The 22,438-nt window shown below is 71.0% G+C and carries 21 protein-coding genes; 12 read left to right on the top strand and 9 right to left on the bottom strand.

Going from position 1 to position 22,438, the window contains the following annotated elements:
* Positions 1-38: 38 nt before the first annotated feature.
* On the bottom strand, positions 39-836 hold the full coding sequence (locus MZC64_RS29670) for an enoyl-CoA hydratase-related protein (RefSeq protein ID WP_247762495.1): 798 nt from the start codon (positions 834-836) through the stop codon (positions 39-41).
* Between the two features lie 16 nt (positions 837-852).
* Positions 853-2,031: a thiolase family protein gene (locus MZC64_RS29665; RefSeq protein WP_247762494.1), complete on the bottom strand. Its 1,179-nt coding sequence runs from the start codon at positions 2,029-2,031 to the stop codon at positions 853-855.
* Positions 2,032-2,081: 50 nt separating this feature from the next.
* Between MZC64_RS29665 and MZC64_RS29660 the strand changes: the two genes are divergently transcribed.
* The 4 genes from MZC64_RS29660 (at position 2,082) to MZC64_RS29645 (ending at position 4,309) form a co-directional block, all read left to right on the top strand.
* The gene (locus MZC64_RS29660) at positions 2,082-2,834 is read left to right on the top strand and encodes an SDR family NAD(P)-dependent oxidoreductase (RefSeq protein WP_247762844.1); all 753 of its coding nucleotides are present in this window, start codon (positions 2,082-2,084) and stop codon (positions 2,832-2,834) included.
* 2 nt (positions 2,835-2,836) lie between these two features.
* A complete protein-coding gene (locus tag MZC64_RS29655) occupies positions 2,837-3,229 on the top strand; it encodes a RidA family protein (RefSeq protein ID WP_247762842.1) in 393 nt (130 codons plus the stop codon).
* Positions 3,230-3,470: 241 nt separating this feature from the next.
* Entirely contained in the window at positions 3,471-4,013 is a 543-nt protein-coding gene (locus MZC64_RS29650) for a DinB family protein (protein ID WP_247762492.1), read from the top strand.
* The gene (locus MZC64_RS29645) at positions 4,013-4,309 is read left to right on the top strand and encodes a hypothetical protein (protein ID WP_247762490.1); all 297 of its coding nucleotides are present in this window, start codon (positions 4,013-4,015) and stop codon (positions 4,307-4,309) included. The genes MZC64_RS29650 and MZC64_RS29645 overlap by 1 nt, the downstream gene beginning before the upstream one ends.
* Here MZC64_RS29645 and MZC64_RS29640 read toward each other — a convergent pair.
* Positions 4,299-5,159 carry a PaaX family transcriptional regulator C-terminal domain-containing protein gene (locus MZC64_RS29640; protein ID WP_247762489.1) on the bottom strand — a complete coding sequence of 287 codons (861 nt, stop codon included), beginning with the start codon at positions 5,157-5,159 and terminating at the stop codon, positions 4,299-4,301. The genes MZC64_RS29645 and MZC64_RS29640 overlap by 11 nt on opposite strands.
* A gap of 105 nt (positions 5,160-5,264) precedes the next feature.
* Here MZC64_RS29640 and MZC64_RS29635 point away from each other — a divergent pair, with 105 nt between their 5' ends.
* The gene (locus MZC64_RS29635) at positions 5,265-6,896 is read left to right on the top strand and encodes an AMP-binding protein (RefSeq protein ID WP_247762488.1); all 1,632 of its coding nucleotides are present in this window, start codon (positions 5,265-5,267) and stop codon (positions 6,894-6,896) included.
* Positions 6,893-7,294 carry a DUF952 domain-containing protein gene (locus MZC64_RS29630; protein WP_247762487.1) on the top strand — a complete coding sequence of 134 codons (402 nt, stop codon included), beginning with the start codon at positions 6,893-6,895 and terminating at the stop codon, positions 7,292-7,294. The genes MZC64_RS29635 and MZC64_RS29630 overlap by 4 nt, the downstream gene beginning before the upstream one ends.
* A gap of 26 nt (positions 7,295-7,320) precedes the next feature.
* On the opposite strand, the gene MZC64_RS29625 is transcribed toward MZC64_RS29630, so the two are convergent.
* Complete coding sequence (locus tag MZC64_RS29625) at positions 7,321-8,082, bottom strand: SDR family NAD(P)-dependent oxidoreductase (RefSeq protein WP_247762486.1); 762 nt, start codon at positions 8,080-8,082, stop codon at positions 7,321-7,323.
* A 65-nt stretch (positions 8,083-8,147) separates the two neighbouring features.
* Between MZC64_RS29625 and MZC64_RS29620 the strand changes: the two genes are divergently transcribed.
* The 4 genes from MZC64_RS29620 to MZC64_RS29595 are packed head-to-tail and all read left to right on the top strand — an operon-like array spanning position 8,148 to position 15,656.
* Complete coding sequence (locus MZC64_RS29620) at positions 8,148-10,502, top strand: bifunctional salicylyl-CoA 5-hydroxylase/oxidoreductase (RefSeq protein WP_247762485.1); 2,355 nt, start codon at positions 8,148-8,150, stop codon at positions 10,500-10,502.
* Entirely contained in the window at positions 10,502-12,583 is a 2,082-nt protein-coding gene (locus tag MZC64_RS48130; RefSeq protein ID WP_282106136.1) for an acetate--CoA ligase family protein, read from the top strand. The genes MZC64_RS29620 and MZC64_RS48130 overlap by 1 nt, the downstream gene beginning before the upstream one ends.
* Position 12,584: 1 nt before the next feature.
* Positions 12,585-14,126 (top strand): AMP-binding protein, encoded by a 1,542-nt coding sequence (locus MZC64_RS29600; RefSeq protein ID WP_247762484.1) that lies wholly within the window; start codon positions 12,585-12,587, stop codon positions 14,124-14,126.
* 3 nt (positions 14,127-14,129) lie between these two features.
* The gene (locus MZC64_RS29595) at positions 14,130-15,656 is read left to right on the top strand and encodes a methylmalonyl-CoA mutase family protein (RefSeq protein WP_247762483.1); all 1,527 of its coding nucleotides are present in this window, start codon (positions 14,130-14,132) and stop codon (positions 15,654-15,656) included.
* Here MZC64_RS29595 and MZC64_RS29590 read toward each other — a convergent pair.
* The 5 genes from MZC64_RS29590 to MZC64_RS29570 all read right to left on the bottom strand — a co-directional run bounded on the left by MZC64_RS29590 (position 15,653) and on the right by MZC64_RS29570 (position 20,055).
* Positions 15,653-16,174, bottom strand: a complete 522-nt coding sequence (locus MZC64_RS29590) for a hypothetical protein (protein ID WP_247762481.1) — start codon at positions 16,172-16,174, stop codon at positions 15,653-15,655. The two genes, MZC64_RS29595 and MZC64_RS29590, sit on opposite strands and share 4 nt — an antisense overlap.
* An 84-nt stretch (positions 16,175-16,258) precedes the next feature.
* Positions 16,259-17,035, bottom strand: a complete 777-nt coding sequence (locus MZC64_RS29585; RefSeq protein ID WP_247762479.1) for an EI24 domain-containing protein — start codon at positions 17,033-17,035, stop codon at positions 16,259-16,261.
* A gap of 42 nt (positions 17,036-17,077) precedes the next feature.
* The gene (locus MZC64_RS29580; protein WP_247762478.1) at positions 17,078-17,383 is read right to left on the bottom strand and encodes a hypothetical protein; all 306 of its coding nucleotides are present in this window, start codon (positions 17,381-17,383) and stop codon (positions 17,078-17,080) included.
* A gap of 120 nt (positions 17,384-17,503) precedes the next feature.
* Complete coding sequence (locus MZC64_RS29575; protein WP_247762477.1) at positions 17,504-18,571, bottom strand: hypothetical protein; 1,068 nt, start codon at positions 18,569-18,571, stop codon at positions 17,504-17,506.
* Positions 18,568-20,055, bottom strand: a complete 1,488-nt coding sequence (locus MZC64_RS29570; protein WP_247762476.1) for an AbfB domain-containing protein — start codon at positions 20,053-20,055, stop codon at positions 18,568-18,570. The genes MZC64_RS29575 and MZC64_RS29570 overlap by 4 nt, the downstream gene beginning before the upstream one ends.
* Before the next feature lie 363 nt (positions 20,056-20,418).
* Here MZC64_RS29570 and MZC64_RS29565 point away from each other — a divergent pair, with 363 nt between their 5' ends.
* Positions 20,419-21,015, top strand: coding sequence for a TetR/AcrR family transcriptional regulator (locus MZC64_RS29565; RefSeq protein WP_247762475.1), 597 nt, complete (start codon positions 20,419-20,421; stop codon positions 21,013-21,015).
* A 196-nt stretch (positions 21,016-21,211) separates the two neighbouring features.
* Entirely contained in the window at positions 21,212-22,432 is a 1,221-nt protein-coding gene (locus MZC64_RS29560) for a lipase family protein (RefSeq protein WP_247762474.1), read from the top strand.
* Positions 22,433-22,438: the final 6 nt, after the last annotated feature.

Raw genomic sequence — 22,438 nt, 5'->3', positions numbered from 1 at the left:
GCGCCGCGACGCGCGCTCGTGGCAGCCGCGGCGGTGCCTTAGCGGTACTGGCGGAAGTCCGGATCGCGCTTCTCGGCGAAGGCCGCCGCGCCCTCCTTCCCCTCCGGGGTCTCGGTGAACAGTTCCAGGCCGTCGAAGGCCAGGTGGGAGATCCCGCCGATGTGGTCGGTGTCGGCGTTGAACGAGTGCTTGAGGAAGCGCAGCGCGGTCGGCGAGTAGGAGCCGATCTTGCGGGCCCAGGCGCGGGCGGTGTCGAGCAGTTCCGCGGCCGGGACGACCTGGTTGACCAGGTTCCAGCGTTCGGCGGTGTGCGCGTCGAACAGGTCGAGCAGGAACCAGATCTGCCGCGCCCGCTTCTCCCCCACCACCCGGGCCAGGTAGGCGGAGCCGAATCCGGCGTCGAAGGAGCCGACCCTGGGGCCGGACTGGCCGAAGCGGGCGTGCTCGGCGGCCACGGTCAGGTCGCACAGCACGTGCAGCACGTGACCGCCGCCCACCGCGACGCCGTTGACCGCGGCGATCACCGGTTTGGGCACGTCCCGGATGAGCCGGTGCAGCCGTTCGATCTCGAAGGTGCTCCATTCGGTCTCGCCGTAGCCACCGGTCTCGGCCCGCTCCTTGACGTCGCCGCCCGCGCAGAAGGCCCGCTCACCGGCGCCGGTGAGGATGATCGCGGCCACCCGCTTGTCCGCCCAGGCGTGTTTGAACGCCGCGATCAGCTCGTCCACGGTGCGGCCGCGGAAGGAGTTCATCCGCTCCGGCCGGTTGATGGTGATCACCGCGTGGTTGTCGTCCTCGACGGTGTAGCCGATGTCGGTGAAGTCCTCGATCCGCACGGTTCTCCTCGTCCTCTCAGTCGGTCTGGACGAGCACGGCCATGCCCTGCCCGACCCCGATGCACGCCGCGACCACGCCCAGCCCGCCACCGCGCCGCCGCAGCCCGCGCGCGCAGTCCACGATCGCCCTGGGCATGGAGGCGCCCAGGGGGTGCCCGAGGGCGATGGCGCCGCCGTCCGGGTTGACCAGGTCGGTATCCAGTTTGCAGCCCTCGGCGGCGAGCTGGTCCAGGGTGGACAGCACCATCGCGGCGAATGCCTCGTTGATCTCCCAGCGGGCGATGTCCCGGTGGGACAGGCCGTTGCGGTGCAGCAGGGTGAGGATCGCGGGCACCGGGGCGACCGCGAAGCGGTGCGGGTCGGTGGCCGCAGTCGTGCTGTCCTTGATGCGCGCCAACGGTTCCAGGCCCAGCTCGGCCGCGGCTGCCCTGGTGCTCAGCAGGGCGGCCAGGGCGCCGTCGGAGAGCGGGGAGGAGTTTCCCGCGGTGACGGCCCCGTCCGGGCTGAACGCCGGGCGCAGGCGGGCCAGCGCGGCGGCCGAGGTGTCCGGGCGCAGCGCCTCGTCCCTGCTGACCTGCCCGACCGGCAGGACCCAGTCGTGCGAGCCGTTGTCCCAGGCGGTGCTCGCCAGCCGGTGCGAGCGCAGCGCCCACTCGTCCTGGGCGGCCCGGCCGATGCCCAGGTCCGCGGCGACCTGTTCGGCGCAGGCGCCCAGGCTCGCGGTCCACTCGGCCGGGAACTTCGGGTTGACCAGCCGCCAGCCGAGTGCGGTGGAGACCATCTCCATCCGCTGCGGCAGCACCTCCTCGGGGCGGGGCACCACGAACGGCGCGCGGGACATGCCCTCCACCCCACCGGCGATGGCGATCCGCCCCGCCCCCACCGCGAGCAGGCGGGCGGCCTGGACGACTGCCTCGCCACCGGAGGCGCACAGCCGATTGACGGTCACGCCCGGCACGGTCACCGGCAGCCCGGCGAGCAGCGCCGCCATCCGGCCGATGTTGCGGTTCTCCTCCCCGGCGCCATTGGTGTTGCCGTAGACGACCTCGTCCACCAGGGCCGGGTCGAGGCCGGGGTTGCGGCGGGTCAGCTCGGCGATGGGCAGGGCGGCCAGGTCGTCGACCCGGACCCCGGCCAGGCCGCCACGATGGCGGCCGAACGGGGTGCGCACGGCATCGAGCAGATAGGCGTCCATATGTCGTCATCTTGACGGTCGTCACCAACGTTTGACAAGCTTCGCAGGTGATGGCACGCACCAGCCTGGTCACCGGCGCCGGCCGGGGCATCGGCGCGGCCGTGGCCCGCCGGTTGTCCGGCGAGGGCCACCGGGTGGCGCTCACCGCGCGCAGCGAGGCCGAACTGCGGGCGGTCGCGGCCACCCTGCCCGGGGAGTCCCTGGTGCTCCCGGCCGATCTCACCGAACCGGGGGCGGTGGCCGGCCTGTTCGACGCGGTGGAGGCCGCCTGGTCGCCGGTGGAGATCCTGGTCGCCAACGCGGGTTCGGGCACCGCCACCCCGCTGCACCGGATCACCGACGAGGAGTGGTCGGCCGCCCTGGCGCTCAACCTCACCGCCCCGTTCCAGTGCCTGCGCCGGGCCATCCCGGCCATGCGCGCGGCGGGCTGGGGACGGCTGATCGTCATCGCGAGCACCGCGGCCAAACAGGGCGAGGCGCACCTCGCCGCGTACACCGCGGCCAAGCACGGGGTGCTGGGCCTGGTCCGGACGGCAGCGGCCGAACTGGCGCGGACCGGGGTGACCGCGAACGCGATCTGCCCGGCGTATGTGGACACGCCGATGACCGAGCGGACCGTGGACGCGGTCGCCGAGCGCACCGGCAGGCCACGGGCGGAGATCCGGGCGATGCTGGCCGGGAAACAGCCGATCGGGCGCATGATCTCGGTCGAGGAGGTCGCGGACGCGGTCTCCTTCTGCGTGGCGAGTCCGGCGTTCACCGGACAGGGGTTGAACATCGACGGCGGGACGGTGCAGTCGTGAGTCTGGAACGGGTCAATCCGCCGGAGCTGGCCAGGCCCTCGGGCTTCAGTCACGCGGTGGTCGCCGGGGCCGGCCGGACGGTGTACCTGGCCGGGCAGACCGCGCTGGACGCGGACGGCCAGATCGTGGGCACGGATGTGGTGGCGCAGTTCCGCCAGGCCCTGGGCAATCTGCTGACCGCGTTGCGGGCGGCGGGCGGCGGGCCGGATCAGCTCGCGACGCTGACCATCTACCTGACCGACGTCGAGGACTACAAGGCGCGCGGCAAGGAGATCGGCAAGGTCTGGCGCGAGCTGGCCGGCGAGTCGTACCCGGCGATGGCCGCGATCGGGATCGCACGGCTGTGGGACCGCGAGGCGCTGGTGGAGGTGCAGGGAACCGCGGTGCTGGACTGAGGACAGCCGGACGCACAGCGGCCGTCGCGATGCCGTGAACCCGGACCTTTCCCTTGCGCGATAAGGAATCGGACGGGTGGCGGCGGGTAGGGTGAGCTGCATGACTGGGTGTCTCCAGACGGTCTAGGTGGTCGGTGGTGGACCTGCCGCGCCAGTCTGCGCACACCTCCGCAACGTGTTCGCATAGCGAAGAAAAGTTCGCTAGGGGGCCAGTGTCGGTGAGTCGTGGAACGCTCCTCGCATGGCACTCACCCAGCCCGCACATGTAGCGGAGACATGGTCGGCGGACACCCGGCAGCCCTTGCCCCTGGACGGTTCCGAACGCGAGATCCTGACCGCCTACCTGGACTGGCACCGGACCACCTTCGAGCTGAAATGCCGGGGCGTCGCACCGGAAGCCCTGTCCCACGCCCAGATTCCACCGTCGAGCCTGACCCTGCACGGGCTACTGCGGCACCTGTCCGGGGCGGAACGGTGGTGGTTCCAGATGCAGTTCGCCCAGCGGGACGTGCCGCACCTGTACTACTCCGACGAGGACCCCAGCCAGGACTTCGACAGCCTGGACGGGGACGTCGACGAGGCGTTCGCGGTGTGGCGGGCCGAGGTGGCGAAGTCGCGGGAGATCCTGGCCGCGCACGCGCTGGAGGACACCGGGGTCCACCTGGCCACCGGGCGGCCGCTGGCCTTACGCCGGGTCGTGGTGCACATGATCGCGGAGTACGCGCGGCACTGCGGGCACGCGGATCTCTTACGGGAGCGGACCGACGGGGTCACCGGCCACTGATGCGCCTGCTCACCGACGCGGAGTTCCGCGCGACCATCCAGACCCATCCGGTCCTCGTCGCCGCCGAGGTGCCCGCGGTGGTCCGGGCCTATCTGAAGTCGGTCCCGCGTGCCCAGCGGCGTGGGTTCGCGGCCACGCCCGAGGCGGTGCGGGACATGCCGGAGCTGGGCTTCCGGCATGTGCTGTTCCCCGGTCCGCGGAACGTGTTTCTCGTGGTGGTGCTGGACGTGCCTGCCTGCACGGTGCTGGGCCACCACGTGCTGGATCTCAACCAGCTCTATGGAGTCAGGAGGTGATGCGGGACTCGGCGTGGTCGTGCGCGGCCGGGGCGAGCTTGTCCTGCAGCGCGGTGAACAACTCGGCGGCTTCGGCGCCGGGCCAGTCCGCCGGCAGCAACTCGGCAGGCAGGCCCGGGTCCAGGTAGGGCAGGCGGCGCCAGGCCGTGAGCAGGCGGACGTAGTCGGCGAATGCCTCGGCGGGCTGCACCGTGCGGCGGCGACGCCAGCGGGCCAGCAGTGGGCGGTGCGCGGTGAGGAACTCCGTGTACAGCGCGCGCAGGGCGGCCAGGTCCCACCAGGTGGCGACCTTGTCGGTCAGTTCGGCGAAGCCCAGGTGGTCGGCGCGGAACAGGTCGACGTAGGCGGACAGGTCCAGGCGGGAGAGGACCTCGGCGGTCTCGGCACGCAGGTGTGCCGGGGCGATCCACACGCCGGGGGCGGTGTTGCCGAAGCCGAGCCGGGTGAGCTGGGAGCGCAGGGTGTGCCGCTTCTGGCGCTCGGACTCGGGGACGGAGAACACCGCCAGCACCCAGCCGTCGGCCACGGTGGCCCTCGGACGCTCGAAGATGCGGTGGTCGCCCTCGCGCAGGATGAGTCTGGCCTGCTCGGACAGGGCGTATCCGGCCGCGCCACCCACCCGGGAGGCGTCCAGGATGCCGCGTCGCTTGAGCCGGGAGATGGAGGACCGCACCGCCGGTTCGTCCACGCCCAGTTCGCCCAGCAGGCGGATCAGGGCGGCCACCGACAGCCAGCCGCCGACCTCGCGGGCGTAGAGGCCGTAGACGGTGACGATGAGCTGGCGGGGTTGCGCGGACTGGGCGTCCGCCGCTCCCCCGTCCACTTCGGACAGGTCAACCAGGGTGGTCACCGGCAAACGATATCGCGTCGATGCGTATGTCGGCCTATTGACTGTCGTCATGAACGGTGAATACTGGCCGGGCAGCTCACCGACGCCGAGACGAGGTGCGTGCCCGTGGATCTGTCCCGCTCAGCACACGTCGACACGTTCTGCCGGGACCACCTGCCACCGCGCGAGCAGTGGCCGGAACTGGAGTTCAGCCTGCCCGAGCTGGTCTACCCGGACCGGCTGAACTGCGCGGTCACCCTGTTGGAGGACACCATCGCCCGGCACGGCGCGGACCGGCCGTGCCTGCTCAGCCCCACCGGTCCGGCCTGGACCTACGGGCAGTTGCGGGACCGGGCGAACCAGGTCGCGCGGGTGCTGGTGGAGGACTGCGGGCTGGTGCCGGGCAACCGGGTGCTGCTACGCGGGCCGAACAACCCGTGGCTGGTGGCCTGCTGGTTCGGCGTGCTGCGGGCAGGCGGGGTCGCGGTCACCACCATGCCGCTGCTGCGCTCGGGTGAACTGCGCACGCTGACCGAGATCGCGAAACCGGCGATCGCGCTGTGCGACAACCGGTTCCTGGCCGAGCTGGCGGCCGTGGACCTGCCGGTGATCAGCTACGGCGGCGATGACCCGGCGGACCTGACGGTGCGCGCGGCGGCGAAACCGGCCGGGTTCGCGCCGGTGGCCACCGCGGCGGACGACGTGGCGTTGCTGGCCTTCACCTCCGGCACCACCGGGCGGCCCAAGGCGACGTTGCACTTCCACCGGGATGTGCTGGCCAACTCCGACACCTTCGCCCGGCACGTGCTGCGCCCGGACGCGCGGGACGTCTTCACCGGCACTCCCCCGCTGGGCTTCACCTTCGGTCTCGGCGGCCTGGTGGTGTTCCCGCTGCACGTGGGCGCGGCGACGCTGTTGCTGGAGCGGGCCACGCCGGCCGAGCTGGCCGAGGCGGTGCGGGAGCATGGGGTGACCGTGCTGTTCACCGCGCCGACGGCGTACCGGGCGATGCTGGCGGCCGGACTGGCGGACCGATTACGCGGGTTGCGGCGGGCGGTCTCGGCCGGCGAGGCGTTGCCGAGCGCGGTGTGGCACGAGGCCGAGCGGGCGACCGGGTTGCGGATCATCGAGGGCATCGGCGCGACCGAGTTGCTGCACATCTTCATCTCCGCCGCCGATGACGACATCCGGCCTGGCGCCACCGGCCGACCGGTCCCCGGGTTCCGGGCGGAAATCCTGGACGAGCACGGGAAACCGGCGCCGGACGGCGTGGTCGGCAGGCTCGCGGTGCGCGGCCCGACCGGCTGCCGCTACCTGGACGACGAGCGGCAACTGAGCTACGTGCGGGACGGCTGGAACCTCACCGGCGACGCCTACCTGCGCGATGCCGACGGCTACTTCTGGTACCAGGCCCGCACCGACGACATGATCATCTCCTCCGGCTACAACATCGCCGGCCCGGAGGTGGAGAACGCCCTGCTCAGCCATGCCGAGGTAGTCGAATGCGGGGTGGTCGGCGCGCCGGACGAGCAGCGCGGCATGGTGGTGCACGCCTATGTGGTGCTCGCCCCTGACGTCACCGGCGACGCGGCCAAAGCGACCGAACTGCAGGACTTCGTGAAGAGCGTGATCGCGCCGTACAAGTACCCGCGGGTGATCGAGTTCCTGCCCGAGCTGCCCCGCACCACCACCGGCAAGCTGCAACGATTCCGGCTGCGCGAACGCGCCGCGGCGGAGTCTGGGACCATCGGCGGGTGATCCTGCACATCTGCTCGCACGCGGACTGGGCCGCGGCCCAGGAGTCCGGACGGCACGAACCCGCGGGCTACGCCGCCGAGGGCTTCGTGCACTGCAGCGACTTCGGCCTGGTCCACCTCCCGGCGAACCGCCTCTTCCGCGGCCGGGACGACCTGGTGCTGCTGGTCGTCGACCCGGACCTGCTGGACGCGGAACTGGTGTGGGAGCGGGCCTCCAGCGATCCGGGCAACCCGTCCGCGCCGTGGTTCCCGCACGTCTACGGCACGATCCCGGTGTCCGCGGTGATCGCCGTGCACGACTTCCCGGAGCAGCCGCACGGTTTCGAGCTGCCCGCGGCGCTGCATCGCTGGCCGATCGCGCGCACCCACACCAGGACGGCGACCCCCGCCGAGCGCTGAGGTAGTCCGGCCCGGAGCGCGGGCTGTCAGAGCGGCATGAAGCGGCCGCCGTTGACATCCAGGACCACCCCGGTGATGTACGAAGCCTCGGCCGAGCACAGGAACAGGATCGGGTCGACCGCCTCCCGCAGCTCGGGCATGCGGCGCAACGGGATCGCGTTGAGCACCTCGTCGCGTTCCGCCTGGCTCAGGTCGTCGAACATGCCCTGTAACCGGTCGGTGAGGAACAACCCGGGCGCGATCGCGTTGACGCGCACGCCGTCCGGGCCTGCCTCCTTCGCCAGTCGCTTGGTCAGGCCGACCAGGGCCGCCTTGCTCGCCGCGTAGGGCACGCCGGTGACCGGGGAGGGCTGGCGGCCGCCGATCGAGGAGGTGGTGACGATGGCGCCGTCACCCGCGGCGGCCAGGTACGGCAGGGCGGCCTGGCAGCAGTAGAACGTGCCTTTGAGGTTCACGTCGACCACCAGGTCCAGGTGTTCCGGTTCGATGTCCGCCAGGTCCTTCGGGGTGCCCAGGGAGCCGCCGGCCAGGGCGACCAGGAGGTGCGGGCCGCCCAGGTCCCGGTGGATGGCGGCCATCACCTCGGTGACCTGGGCCGGGTCGCGCACGTCCACCGTGTACCCCGCCGCTACCGCACCGCCGCTGGTCAGGTCCTCGGCGAAGTCCGCCGCGCCCGCCACATCCAGTACCGCGACCGCGGCGCCCTCGGCGGCGAAGCCCGCGCAGACCGCGCGGCCCAGGCCGCCGGTGCCGCCGGTGACCACTGCCGTCCGGCCCTCGAAGCGCATCCCGACCTCCGGTGTGGCATTTCGTTCTGTTGACGGTCGTCAGGATTGCAGCATACCCTGGCGAGGTGCGAATCGCGGTTGTCGGTGGCGGGCCAGGCGGGCTCTACTTCGCCGCGCTGGCGCGTCAGCTCGGTCCTGAACACGAGATCACCGTGTGGGAGCGCAACGCGGCCGATGACACCTTCGGGTTCGGCGTGGTGTTCTCCGATGAGACCCTCGGCGGCATCGAGCACGCCGATCCGGTGATCCACCAGGCCATGCAGCGGGAGTTCGCGCGCTGGGACGACATCGACGTGCACTACCGCGGCGAGGTGATCACCTCCGGCGGGCACGGGTTCGCCGCGATGAGCCGCCGACGACTGTTGCAGGTGTTGCACGAGCGGTGCGCCGAGGTCGGGGTGCGGGTGCGACTGTCCACCCCGGCGCCGGAGGTGGCCGAGCTGGCCGCCACGCACGATCTGGTGGTGGCCGCGGACGGGGTCAACTCCGCGGTGCGCGCCCGGTACGCGGAGGTGTTCCAGCCCAGCGTGGAATCGCGGCGGTGCCGGTACATGTGGCTGGGCACCGACCTGGTGTTCCCCGCGTTCCTGTTCCACATCAAGGACACCCCGCACGGGGTGATGCAGATCCACGGCTATCCCTACGACGCCAAGGGCAGCACGTTCATCGTGGAGATGCACGAGGACGTGTGGCAGCGCGCCGGGTTCGCCCGGCACTATCGGGACGATCTCGCGCCAGGTGAGAGCGACGAGGGGTCGATCGCGATGCTGCGCGAGCTGTTCCCCGAGGTCCTCGACGGGCATGAGCTGTACGCGAACAACTCGCGCTGGGTCACCTTCGGCACCGTGCGCAACCAGACCTGGCGGCACGGCAACATCGTGCTGCTCGGCGACGCCGCGCACACCGCGCACTTCTCCATCGGCTCCGGCACCAAACTCGCCATGGAGGACGCCCTCGCGCTGGCCGCCTGCCTGCACGAGGAGTCCACAGTGGACAGTGCGCTGGCCGCCTACGAGGCCGAGCGGCGGCCGGTGGTGCTCTCCACCCAGCGCGCGGCGCAGGCCAGTCTGGAGTGGTTCGAGAACCTGGGTGGCTACGCGCATCAGGCGCCCGAACAGTTCGCCTTCAACATCCTCACCCGCAGCCGCCGGGTCACCTACGACAACCTGCGGCTGCGCGATCCGGAGTTCGTGGCCGGGATCGACTCCTGGTTCGCCGCCGGCGGCGAGGTCCGGCCGCCGATGTTCCAGCCCTACCGGCTCGGCGAGCTGGAGCTGAAGAACCGGATCGTGGTCTCCCCCATGGACACCTATTCCGCCACCGACGGCACCCCGAACGACTTCCACCTGGTGCACCTGGGCGGCAAGGCACTCGGCGGCGCCGGACTGGTGATGACCGAGATGGTCTGCGTGTCCGCCTCCGGGCGGATCACCCCCGGATGCGCCGGGCTGTACCGGCCCGAGCACGAGGACGGGTGGCGGCGGGTAGTGGACTTCGTGCACGGCAACACCTCCGCCCGCATCGGTGTCCAAATCGGACACTCGGGGCGCAAGGGGTCCACCCGGTTGATGTGGGATGGCATCGACCAGCCGCTGCCCGCCGGGAACTGGCCGGTGTGCGGGCCCTCACCGCTGCGCTACGCCCCGGACAACCAGGTGCCCAGGGAGCTGGACCGGGCGGAAATGCTGCTGATCCGGGAGCAGTTCGCCGACGCCGCCCGCTCGGCCGCGCGGGCCGGGTTCGATGTGCTGGAACTGCACTGCGCGCACGGCTACCTGCTGTCCTCGTTCCTGTCGCCGCTGACCAACCAGCGCACCGATGAGTACGGCGGCAGCCTGGCGAACCGGTTGCGCTACCCCCTCGAAGTCTTCGACGCGGTGCGCGCGGCCTGGCCGGTGGAGCGGCCGATGACGGTGCGTATCTCGGCCACCGACTGGGCCGACGGCGGGGTGGACATCGAGGAGGCCCTGGCCATCGCGGACGCCTTCGCCCGGCACGGCGCGGCCGGGATCGACGTGTCCACCGGGCAGGTCGTCTCCACCGAACAACCCGCGTACGGGCGCAGCTTCCAGACCCCCTTCGCCGACCGGATCCGCAACGAGATCGGGCGCAAACACGGCATCGCGGTGATCGCGGTCGGGGCCATCTCCTCCGCGGACGACGTCAACTCGATCCTGCTGGCCGGCCGGGCCGACCTGTGCGCGCTGGGCCGCACCCACCTTTACGATCCACAATGGACACTGCACGCGGCCGCCGAACAGGACTACGCCGGACCGGCCGCGGACTGGCCGGCGCAGTTCCGGGCCGGGCGGCGACGCCCGCAGACCGGGCGCACGGACGGGCCGCGGCCACGGCTGGACCTGGTCCGGGAAGGCGAACCGGCCACCCGGCACGCGCGCTGGACTCCGGACGGCGCGTGATGCGCGCCCTGGCCGCGTTGTGGTCAGCCCGCTCGGTGGCCGTGATCGGCGCGACCGAACGACCAGGGGCACTGGGCGGGCGGCCGGTGGAATTCCTGCTGCGGTACGGGTATCAGGGGCGCGTGCTGCCAGTGCATCCGAAGAACGAGACGGTGTTCGGGCTGCCCGCCTATCCGACGGTGGCGGCGTGTCCCGGGCCGGTGGACCTGGCGATGATCATGGTGGCGGCGGACCGGGTGCCCGCGGCGATCGAGGACTGCGTCGCGGCCGGAGTGCGGGCGGCGATCGTGTGCTCCTCCGGGTTCGCCGAGACCGGCGACGAGGGTGCATTGCGGCAGGAAGCCCTGGTGGCGCAGGCGAAAGCGAGTGGACTGCGGGTCCTGGGACCTAACTGCATCGGGTCGGTTGGGGTGGCGAGTGGGCAGGTGACCTCGTTCAGCCCGCTGTTCGAGGCGGCCTCGACCCGGCTGGTGCCGGGGTCGCTGGCGCTGGTGAGTCAGAGCGGGGCCCTGGGATTCGGGGCGGTGAGCCTGGCCTTCGAGCGCGGGCTGGGGCTGGGCTGGGCGGTGAGCACCGGCAATGAGGCCGAGGTGACCGCGCTGGAAGTGCTGGCGACACTGGCCGAGGAGCCCGGATGCACCGGGTTGCTGGGGTATGTGGAGTCGCTGGCGGATGTCGAGTCGTTGCGGCGGTTGGCCGCGGCGGGCAAACCGGTGGCGCTGGTCAAGGCCGGGCGGTCGGCGGCGGGGGCGCGGGCGGTGGCCTCGCACACCGGGGCGCTGGCCACCGACGACCGGGTGACCGACGCGGTGCTGCGGCGGTACGGGATCGTGCGAGTGTCCGATGTGGACGAACTCCTCGACGTCGGCGAGGCGTTCGCGGCCGGGATGCGGGCCAGCGGGGACCGGGTCGCGGTGGTGACCACCTCGGGTGGGTCCGGGATTCTGGCCGCGGACGCGTTGGCGCAGCAGGGTTTGCGGCTGGCGGAGTTGGGGGCCGGGACGCGGGCGGCGTTGGCGGAGGTCGTGCCGGCGTACGGGTCGGTGGAGAATCCGGTGGATGTCACGGCGGCGGTGATGGCGCGGCCGGAGTTGTTCCAGCGGTGCCTGGACGTGGTGGCGGCGGATCCGGCGGTGGATGTGGTGCTGGCCTGTTTCTGCGTGCTGACCGGGTCGGATGTGGCCGGGATCGCGGACGGGCTGGCGCGGGTGCGGCGGGAGACGGGGAAGGCGGTGCTGGTCGCGCGGACCGGGGCGGAGCACTTGGCGCCGGGGGCGGGGGCGGTGTTGCGGGCTGGTGGGGTGCCGGTTTATCCGACGCCCGGCCGGGCGGTGCTGGTGGCGGCGGCCGCGGTGCGGGCCGGGGCGCGGGTGGCGGTGGCGGCGGCGGGCACGGCAGGCACGGCAGGCACGGCAGGCACGGCAGGCACGGCAGGCACGGCAGGGGGAATTGTGGCTCCCGCCAATGGGATCAGCGAGGCCGACTTCAAGGACTTGCTGCGGGAGCATGGGATTCCGGTGCCGCTGGGGCGGGTGGTCGACTCGGCTGAGGACGCCGTTGTGGCGGTGGGCGAGGTGGGTGGGCGCGCCGTGTTCAAGGCCGTGGTGCCCGGGTTGGTGCACAAGACCGAGGCCGGTGGGGTTGTGCTGGATGTGGATCCTGGGGCTGCGGCTGGGGTTTATGAACGGCTGGCGGGGTTGGGTGGGGCGGTGCTGGTTGAGGAGTTCGTGACTGGCGCGGTGGAGGTGCTGGTCGGGGTGGCTCCTGGACCCTGTGGACCGATGCTGGCGTTGGGGTTGGGCGGGATCTTCGCCGAAGTGCTCGATGACGTGGTGCTGGCGCCGTTGCCGGTGGATGCGGATGAGGTGCGGCGGATGGTGGGTGAGTTGCGGGGATCCGCCTTGCTGTATGGGGTTCGGGGGCGGGCCGCGGTGGACGTGGATGCCCTGATTGATCTTGTGGTACGGGTGAGTTCGCTGGTGTCGGGGTGGGGTGGGCAGGTGGATCTCAATCCGGTGGCGGTACTGCCACACGGGGTTCGGGTCCTGGACGCGGTGTACCTGGCCGAAGGAGCTGACTGAGGTGGATGTCGGACGGGTGGTCGCTCGGGCAACACGGCGGTTCGGGGCGCGGACTGCCCTGGACGGGCCGCAGGGGCGGCAGAGTTTCGGGCAGCTCGGGGATCGGGTGGCCCGGCTGGCCAATGGGTTGCGGGGCTTGGGACTCTCCGCCGGGGATCGGGTTCTGGATCTGCAGACCAATCAGAACACCTATGTGGAGACTGATCTGGCGCTGGCCGCCGCCGGACTGGTGCGGGTGGCGTTGAACTATCGGTTGCATCCGCGGGACTGGGAGCACATCGCGGATGACTGCGGGGCGACCGCGCTGATCTACGACGCGCGGTTCGCCGAGCCGACCGAGGCGTTGCGGGACGGACTGGCCGGGCGGGTGGTGGTCATCGGGGACGGGCCGGGGATCCGGTACGAACGCCTGATCGGCGACGCGGCGACGGGGTGGCCGTCGGGGGTGCTGGACGCGGATGCGTTGGTGTCGTTGAACTATTCCTCCGGGACCACCGGGCGACCCAAGGGCGCGCAGCGCACGCACCGGAATCGGCTGGCCAGCGTGGTCAACATGACCTCGGATGTGCTCGGGGTGATCCCGGGTGGCGCGGACACCTACCTGCACGCCGGGCCGATCACGCACACCAGCGGCCTGTTCGTACTGCCGTTCCTGGCGGCGGGGGCGGCGCAACTCATTCTGCCGCAGTGGGATCCGGGCGCCGTGCTGGACGCGGTGGCGCGGCGCGGGGTCACGCACACCGCACTGGTGCCGACGATGATCGCGCGGCTGCTGGCGATGCCGGAGTGCGACCGGAAGACCATGCGGGGCTTGAAGATGCTGGGTTACGCGGGCGCGCCGATGCCGCCGGAGCAGATCCGGCAGGCCTTCGAGCGGATCACGCCGAACCTGGTGCAGTACTACGGACTGGTCGAGGCCATTCCGCCGGTGACCGTGCTGGACGCGGCCGATCACGCGGCGGGTCTGGGGAAACAGCCGGAGCTGCTGACCTCGGCCGGGCGGCCCGCGTTCGGGGTCGAACTGCGGGTGGTGGACGAGGACGGGATGGACGTCGCGGCGGGTGAGATCGGGGAGGTGATCACCCGGGGCGAGCATGTGATGCGCGGGTACTGGCAGTCCGGGCGGCGCACCGATCTGGGCAAGAGCGTGCGGGACGGGTGGTTGCACACCGGCGACCTGGGCCGGCTGGACGAGGCCGAACGGCTGTGGCTGGTGGACCGCAAGGGCGACATGATCATCTCCGGTGGGTACAACATCTACCCGCGGGAGGTGGAGGACGTGCTCGCCGAGGTGCCGGGTGTGCATGAGGTCGCGGTGGTGGGCATCGCCGATCCGGACTGGGGGCAGCGGGTGGTCGCCGCCTACTCCGTCCACAATGGAGTGTCGGTGGACGAGGACGTGCTGCTGGCGCACTGCCGGGATCGACTGGCCGCGTACAAGAAACCCAAGGAGCTACACCGGGTGAGCAGTTTTCCGTTGAACTCCACCGGGAAGATCGCCAAACAGGTGCTGCGGCAGACGCTCGGCGAGCGGGAGGGCTGAGTCGTGGTGGAGCGGCTGCGCGCGGACTACGCGCCCGACGGGGCCGAGCACCCCGGGGAATTCCCTTACACGCGTGGGGTTTCGGCCGAGCCGAAGCCGTGGATCATGGGACAGTACGCGGGGTTCGGCACACCCGCGGCCAGCAACCGGCGGTTCCAGCAGCTACTCACCGCCGGGGTGACCGGGTTCAGCGTCGCCCTCGACCTGCCCACCCAGCTGGGCCTGGACTCCGACCACCCCCTGGCCGCAGGCGAGGTCGGGCGGGTCGGGGTGGCCATCGACTCACTCGCCGACGTCGAAACGCTGATGGACGGCATCCCCCTGGAGCGCATCAGCCAGGTGCGCACCACCGCGAACTCCATCGGCTACATCTGGGCCGCGATGTTCCTGGCCCTGGCCAAACGCCGCGGCGTCGACCCGAATTCGTTCGGGCTGTTCATCCAGAACGACGTGCTCAAGGAGTTCATCGCGCGGGGCACCCAGATTTTCCCGCCGGAAGCCTCGCTACAGCTCGCGGTGGACGTCATCGAACACGCGTCCGCGCACGCCGCGCGCTGGGTACCCCTGGCCATGAGCGGCTACCACATCCGGGAGGCCGGAGCGGACGCCGTGCAGGAAATCGCCTTCACCTTCGCCAACGCCCGCGCCTACCTGGACGAGTGCGTACGCCGCGGGATGAGCGTGGACGACGTCGCGCCGACCCTGTTCACCTTCCTCTCCAGCAACATCGACCTGCTCCGCGAGGTCGCCAAATTCCGCGCTGCCCGGCGGGTCTGGGCCCGGCTGACCAGGGACCACTACGGCGCGATCGACCCGCGCTCACACCAGTTGCGGATCTTCGCCTTCACCGCCGGATCCTCACTGACCGCGCAGCAACCACTGAACAACGTGGCCCGCACCACCGTCGAAGCCACCGCCGCGGCCCTGGCCGGGGTGCAGACCCTGCACGTGTGCGCCTACGACGAAGCCCTCGGCGTGCCCACCGAGGCCGCGGCCACCCTGGCCCTGCGCACCCAGCAGGTCGTCGCGTTCGAGACCGGACTGACCGAGACGGTCGACCCGCTCGCCGGTTCCTACGCGGTGGAATCCCTCACCGACGAACTGGAAGCGCGGATCTGGGGCCTGCTCGGCGAGATCGAGGACCGCGGCGGCGCGCTGGCCTGCATCGGCTCCGGCTGGTTCCAGCGCGAACTCTCCGACGCCGCCTACCGGTACGCGGTGGAGGTGGAAAGCGGCGAACGGCCCGTGGTCGGGGTCAACCTGTACCCCTCCGGCGCCGAACCCCTCGAAGTCTTCTCGGTGGACCCGGGCGCGGAGGCCGAACAGGTCGCGGCCGTACAACGAGTGCGCGCGGAACGGGACGCGACCGCGGTCGAACACGCCCTGGACGAACTGAGCGCGGTGGCCAAGGCGGGCGGGAACGTGGTGCCCGCCTGCGTAGTCGCGGTGGAGGCCTACGCCACCGTGGGCGAGATCGTGGACCGGTTGCGGGAGATCCACGGCCGCTGGCAGCCCACCACCGCCTTCTAACGCGCCCGCGCGCCCTGCGCCCGGCTCAGCGGCAGTTCGATCGAGGAGGAATCGGCGAAGGTCAGGCGCAGCAACGGTCGCCGCCGCGAGCCGTACACCCGCATCGACTCGTAGCGGCCCTCCCACAGCGTGCGCACCTCGCCGTTGGCAGTCACGAACACCGTCACCCGGTTGCCGCCCGCGGCCAGCCACGGCTCCCGGTTGATCCCACCCAGCCGCACCGTCCGGGACGCCTCGCCCAGGCCGACCGCCAGCGCGCCCGGCCCCGTCCCACGCACCTTCGGCTTGCGCTCACTGCGATCCCAGCCGCCAGGGGCCAGGATCGAGGCCGACACCGCGACCGCGATCAGCAGCACCGCGGGCACCATCCACACCAGGTGCAGCTGCCACGGCGCGCCGGGGACCTTGGGCGGGTAGCCGCGGACCGCGTAATCCGGCCGCTTGGCGAAATCGGCCACCACCACGACCTCGGGCCAGACCCGGCTGATCGCCCTGGTGGCCGCGTCCTCACTGCGCATGCCCAGACCGTACGGCCCCGGGACCGGGTCCTACAGCCGGTGGAGGCGAACGCAGCCGCTAGTCAGCGCAGGTCCAGACTTTCGTCAGGGGCGGCGGGACAGCGCCTCGCGGGCCATCAGCGTGGCGGCGATGAACACGATCGGCATGGCCAGGATGGACACGAACGGGATGGCGCACAGCAGATAGGCCGGCACGCCAAGACCCAGCACCATGCCGCGGTGCCTGCGCAGGATGTGGTGCCGCTGCTTGAGGGTCAGGCCGCGGCGGGTGAACGGGACCGCGGAGAACTCCAGGGCCAGGATCCAGCCGCCCACACAGGCCACCAGCACCGGGATCACGGTCTGGCCGACCACCGGGATGAACCCGGCGAACAGCAGCGGCAGGTTGATCAGGATGCTGACCGCGACCAGCAGGATCGAATCCCGGATGCCCAGCCACAGCATCCGGCCCCAGGAGACCTTCTCCGCGTCCGGCACCCCGCCCAGGCTGTCCTCGACGGTTTCGGAGATGTGCTCGTAGAACGGGCCGCCCACGACCAGGGTGATGGCGGTGAAGGCGACCACGCTGACCGCGATGGCGCCCAGCACCACGGCCAGGCCGGCGACGAACCGGGTGGTCTGGCGCAGCCAGTCCGACCAGGTGTCGGCGAACGGGGTCAGCCAGGTGGCCAGGTCACCGGCCCAGTAGGCCAGGGTGATCAGGCCGCCGAGCATCAGCAGCGTGGTCAGCACCGCCGGGATGGCGCCCAGGAGCAGCAGTTTCGGGTTGCGGAAGGCGATGCCGACCGCGCGGCCCAGGAAGCCGAGACCGGTGAGGACGCCGGGTTTGCCAGGGGCGGGGACCTGGGCTGGATGTGACATACCGATCATCGTAGGGGTGCCACATCCAGCCAGGAGGGCGAATCAGGCCTCGTCCGCCTCTTCCTCGGCGTCGGGGTCGTACTCGGTGACCTCGCCGTCCCAGCCGACCTCGACCAGCTCGATGCCGGGGGCCTCGTTGACCACGGCGAAGGGGTCGATGAAGTAGGACAGGGCGTCGGCCGGGTCGGCCTCCAGTGCGGCGATGGCCTCCACGCGGGCTTCCTCCGACACCTCGGTGTCGGCCTTCAGCTGCTCCAGCGCAGCGGCCTTCAGCTCACCCTCATCGGTGAGCTCCACGATCAGCTCGACGTTCAGCCGGATGTACCGCGGCGCGGTCTCGGTGCTCATGGGCAGAAACATAGGCCACGCCACCGGGGCGGCTTTCGCTGGGCTGCCAGTCACGTCGTCGCAGGTCCAAGGCTTGCACCCCGTCAGGTGAAATCCAGCGGAACGGGGTTGACGCGGGCGTCAGGACAGGGTGTGCCGGACCTGGGCGAGCAGGCCGTCCCGGTGCTCGGGACCGACCGTGCTCAGCGTGGCCGAGAGCGTCTCCAGGGCCGCGGCCAGGGGGTCCGGCAGCACGGCCAGGCGCAGGGTGGCGAAGGCGGCGGTCTGCTGCCGGAGGCCGCCGGGGAAGGCCACGGTGCTGGGCACGCCGGGATCGGCGAGCAGCCGCTCCCCCGCCACCCGCCAGTCGGTGAACGGCTCCTCGCCGCGGTCCACCGCGGCCAGCGCGCCGGTGATCCAGTCCAGCGTGGTCAGCCCGGCGGCGGCACAGGCCTGGCGGGCCAGTCCGGCGGCCAGGTCACGCTGAGCGGCCGGCGCGGCCGCGGCGAGGGCCTCGGCCACCTCCCGGTGCTCGCGGATCACCTTGCGGGCGTTGCCCTTGAGGTGCCGCAACGCGGGACTGGGCGGCTCGCCACCCCAGCGGCGGATGTCCTCCTGGCGTTGCCGCAGCGCCGCCCGCACCTGCTCCTCCGCGCTACGGCGGGCTTCCTCGGCGGCGAGTTCGGCCGGGGTGGGCGGCGGCGGGAGTTTGCGGGCCTCGGCATGCCAGTAGGCGGCGTTCTTGCTGGTCTGGCGGCGCACCGCGTCGGGGGCGGGCTCGGCGGGCCAGAGCTGGAGCAGGTAGCGGTCCACGACGCCGTCCTCGGTAATCGCGTCGTTGGCGGCGTCCATGCCCTGGGCGCAGTAGCGGATCCGGTACTCCCCCGGCGGCAGATCGAGGGCGTACCAGCGTTCGCCCCACTCGCTGAGCACGGGATCATCGCCGGTCAGCTGACACGACGCTTCGACCACATCCGGCCAGTCCTCGCCGAGCGGGGGCTCCTGCTCGTGCAGCTCGATGGTCAGGCCCACCTCGCCGGTGTGCCTGCCGGTGATCAGGAACAACAGCTCGGGACGGGCCGCGCCGAGCAGCCCGTTCGACTGGCCCCGGAAGCTCGCGCTCAGGTCGCCGTCGAACGGGCTGTCCCGGTTCAGCAGGTACATCTGTCCGTAGTGCACGGACACGGTGTGGTCCAGCAGCGGCCTCACGGCAGCGGCACCGGCTGGTGCGCGCTGACCGCGGTGCCGAAGATCGGCTGGCCGGCGCCGTTGAAGGACAGCGGTTGCAACCGGACACTGCGGCCCATCCAGCCCGTGCCCGGGTACTGCCGGGCGTGGTAGGTGATCCACCAGCGGCCGTTGACCTGGATGAATCCATTGTGGCCAGGGGCGATGGTGCTGTCCTGGCCGTGGAAGACGCAGTCGCCGGACTTGGACCAGGCGGTCGGCTCGGTGGGCGAGCCGTTGAGGGTGAGCAGGCCGATGCAGTAGTCGTCGGTCCAGCTCGCGTTCGCCGAGAAGGTCATGAACAGCTGGTTCTGCGGACCGATGATCGGCTGCGGGCCTTCGTTGAGCAGCACGTTCGCGTGGTTGGGCCGGGTCTCCCAGCGCTGGGTCGGCGAGGAGATCTTGACCCGGGGACCGGCCGGGGTCATCGGATCGTGCATCCTGGCCACGTACAGGTGCTGGACCTCGTTGGCGTTGCCGTAGTCCCGATCCCAGCCGGACCAGGCGTAGTAGCCCTGACCGTCCTTTTCGAACCACACGCCGTCAATGGCCCACTGCCCGTCCGGCAGCCGCTGTTCACCCAGATAGTCGTACGGGCCCGAAGGATCGTCGGTACGGCCACGCAGCGCGAACATCCGATGACTTCGGCCGTTGCCGTTGTCCGAGGCGCCGGTGAAGAAAATCCACCACTGGTTGCGGATCCGTTGCAGTTCCGGCGCCCACACCTCGGTGCAGGCGATGGCCGGGCACTGCGGATGCCGCCACAGCACGATCGGCGGCGCGTCGCGCAGGCCCTCCACCGAGCCGGACTTGCGGATCACCAGGTCGTTGCCGTTGTACTGGTCGCCCTGCAGCAGGTAGTAGACGTTGTTGTGCCGCACCATGGTCGGGTCGGCGCCGCGGTCCAGCAGCGAGTTGTAGAACACCCCGGAGATCAGCGGCGAGCTGGTCCGGAAGGTCGCGTCGGCCCGGAACAGCGGACTGTTGTCGTTGTCCGCCAGGTAGACCTGCCCGCCGGCGTGCCGCAGGAAGGCGTTGCCGAACTGGAAGGACCGCAGGGACACCGCGTTGGGGTCGGCCAGCCCGGACACCTGGCAGAACGTGGCGTCCTCACGGAAACCGCGGCTGTCCTGGAAGCCGTCCAGGCGCAGCCTGCCGTTCTGGTGCCGCAGGTAGTGCCGCTTGAAGTTGCGCGACTCCAGCGACACGCAGTTGCCGGCCAGACCAGGGACAACGGCCCAGGTCGCGTCCGCCCGCGCCCACTCAGGGCTGTGCGGGTAGATGTCGTCCAGCCGGGCCCAGCCGCCGCCGTGGCGGACGTACCCGTTGGGAATGTTGAAGGCCCGCAAGGAGGTGTACGTCGGGGCCTGACCGCTCTGGGCGGTGGCTATCGGCTCGGCGATCAGCCCGAAGGCGAGCCCGATGATCCCCAGGAACGCGACCCAGCGCGCAGGGCGAGACCACATCGCCGACCCCCTTTGGTCGAGCATGCCGCGTGTCGGACCATGGTAGGTAGCCAAACGGCGGGGTTGAAGCGGCCATCCGGTGCCTATCGCTTGCCGCACAACCCCTTACGTCGACTGCCTGATCGACACGGTAAGTCATAGAGGTCCGATCTCCCTACTCGCCACGACAACTTCTTGATCACGACCCGACGAAAGGCGGCGCGGCGGCTGGCCCCCGGCAGTAGGCGTCCGGAGCCAAACCGGCAGAACAAGGCGGGTGCGACTTGGCCCGTTTGGAGTCATTTCATACAGTTTATTCAGTACGCTCGCACTGATACCGGACACTGATGTATTCGTTCGGTAGCCACAGGAAGGAGTTGTCCGGTGCCCAAGGTCGTCGATCACGAACAGCGGCGCCGCGAGCTGGGCCGGGCGCTCTGGCAGGTGATCCGGCAGCAGGGCATCGACGGCGCCTCGGTGCGCAGCGTGGCCCGCGAGGCAGGCTGGTCGCCGAGTTCGGTGCAGTACTACTTCACCACCCAGTCCGACCTGCTCGCCTTCGCGATGCGGATGATCTCCGAGGTGCTGCGCCGGGCGCCCACCAGGAGCACACTGCCGCCGGACCCGAGGGACGCGGCCCAGGAAGCCCTGGAACGCATGCTGCCCATGGAGTCCGAGCTGCGCGCGGTGGCCGAGGTGTGGGTGGCCTTCCTGTCCCGCACCCTGGTCGACGACGAGGCGCGGCGGATCAACCGCGGCGGTCACGAGCACCTGTCCCGGACCTGCCGCCGCCTGCTGGACGAGCTGGCGGCGAACGGGATGCTGGCCGAGGGCCTGGACCTGAGGCTGGAGGCGGACCGGCTGCACGTGCTGATGGACGGCATGGTGCTGCACGCGGTGACCGCCCCCGACCTGATGCCGCCGGAGCGGCTGCGCGCGGTGCTGCACCGCCAGCTCACCAGCCTGCTCGCCAAGGACTGATCCAGTCCACACTCGACAGTCCACAATGGACTTCGTTTCCAGCTGACCCACACTTGGGACACGGCTATCTCACAATCGCCCGCAGGCCCCTTGCCGGAGCAATCCGGTAAGGGGTCTTGTCAGTTAACGCGCGAGTAGGTACGGTCCGTTCATCTGGCAACAGCCCTTATCAGACGCCCGGAGAAAAGGGGCGAACATGTCGAGTAGTTCCCGTCGTCGTGCGCTACTGACCAGCCTGCTCACCGCCGTTCTGACCCTGTCCACGCTGGTCACGACCCCTGCGAGTGCCGAAACGGCCGGGGTGCCACTGCCCTCGGCCGATCCCTTCTACCGTCCCCCTGCCCCGCTGCCGCCGGTGGCCGCCGGCGATATCCTGCGTTCCCGGCCGATCGTGGCCAAGGCATTGGTGCTGCCGTTCCCGGTGCGTGCCTGGCAGGTGCTGCACCGCTCCACCAACAACCAGGGCGCGCCCAACGCGGTGGTCGCCACCGTGCTGGTGCCGCACACGCCCTGGACCAACGGCCCGCGTCCCCTGGTCGCCTACAACATCGGCACCCACGGCCTGTCCTCGAACTGCGCGCCCTCGTTCTGGTTCCGCGCCGGGATCGAGTACGAGCTGGCGCTGATGACCCTGGCCCTGGCCAAGGGCTGGGCGGTCGTGGTCAGCGACTACGAAGGCTCGGCCACCACCGGCCCGCACACCTACACCGCGGGCCGCCCCACCGGGCACGCGGTGCTGGACGGAATCCGTGCCGCGCAACGACTTCCCGAGGCCGGACTGGATCCGAAGGGCCCGGTCGGCATCTGGGGTTACTCCGAAGGTGGACTCGCCTCCTCCTGGGCGGCCGAGCTGCAACCGGGGTACGCGCCGGAGCTGAACGTGCGTGGGGTGGCCGCGGGCGGGGTGCCCAGGGACATCGGCAACGTCGGCTACAAGATCGACGGCGGCCCGTTCTTCGGCTTCTTCCTGGCCGCCGCGATCGGACTGGACACCGCGCATCCGGAGATGCAGCTGGAAAAGGTGCTCAACGCCAAGGGCCGCAAGGCTTTCGCCGAGGTGCGGAATCAGTGCCACGCGCAGTGGACGCCGCCGTACGCCTTCCACCGGATCAGCGAGTTCACCGAGGTGCCCGATCCGATCCAGCTGCCGCAGTTCCAGCAGGTGCTGGCGCACAACAGACTGGGCACCGGCACCCCGGCGATTCCGGCCTATGTCTACCAATCGGTCAACGACGAGTTCATGCCGATCAACGACGCCCGGCAGCTGGTCCGCGGCTGGTGCTCGCGCGGGGTGCCGGTGCAGCTGCGGGAAAGCCTGCTGAGCGAGCACATCAGCCTGGCGATCACCGGTGCGCCCGGTGCGGTGCACTGGCTGGCCGACCGGTTCGGCAACCGTCCGGCGCCGAGCAACTGCTGAGTGAGG

Origin of the sequence: Crossiella sp. S99.2 (genome assembly GCF_023094165.1) — a bacterium.
GTDB lineage: Bacteria > Actinomycetota > Actinomycetes > Mycobacteriales > Pseudonocardiaceae > Crossiella.
The sequence above is the reverse complement of the archived record's forward strand: the minus strand, read 5'-3'. Positions and strand labels throughout refer to the sequence as shown.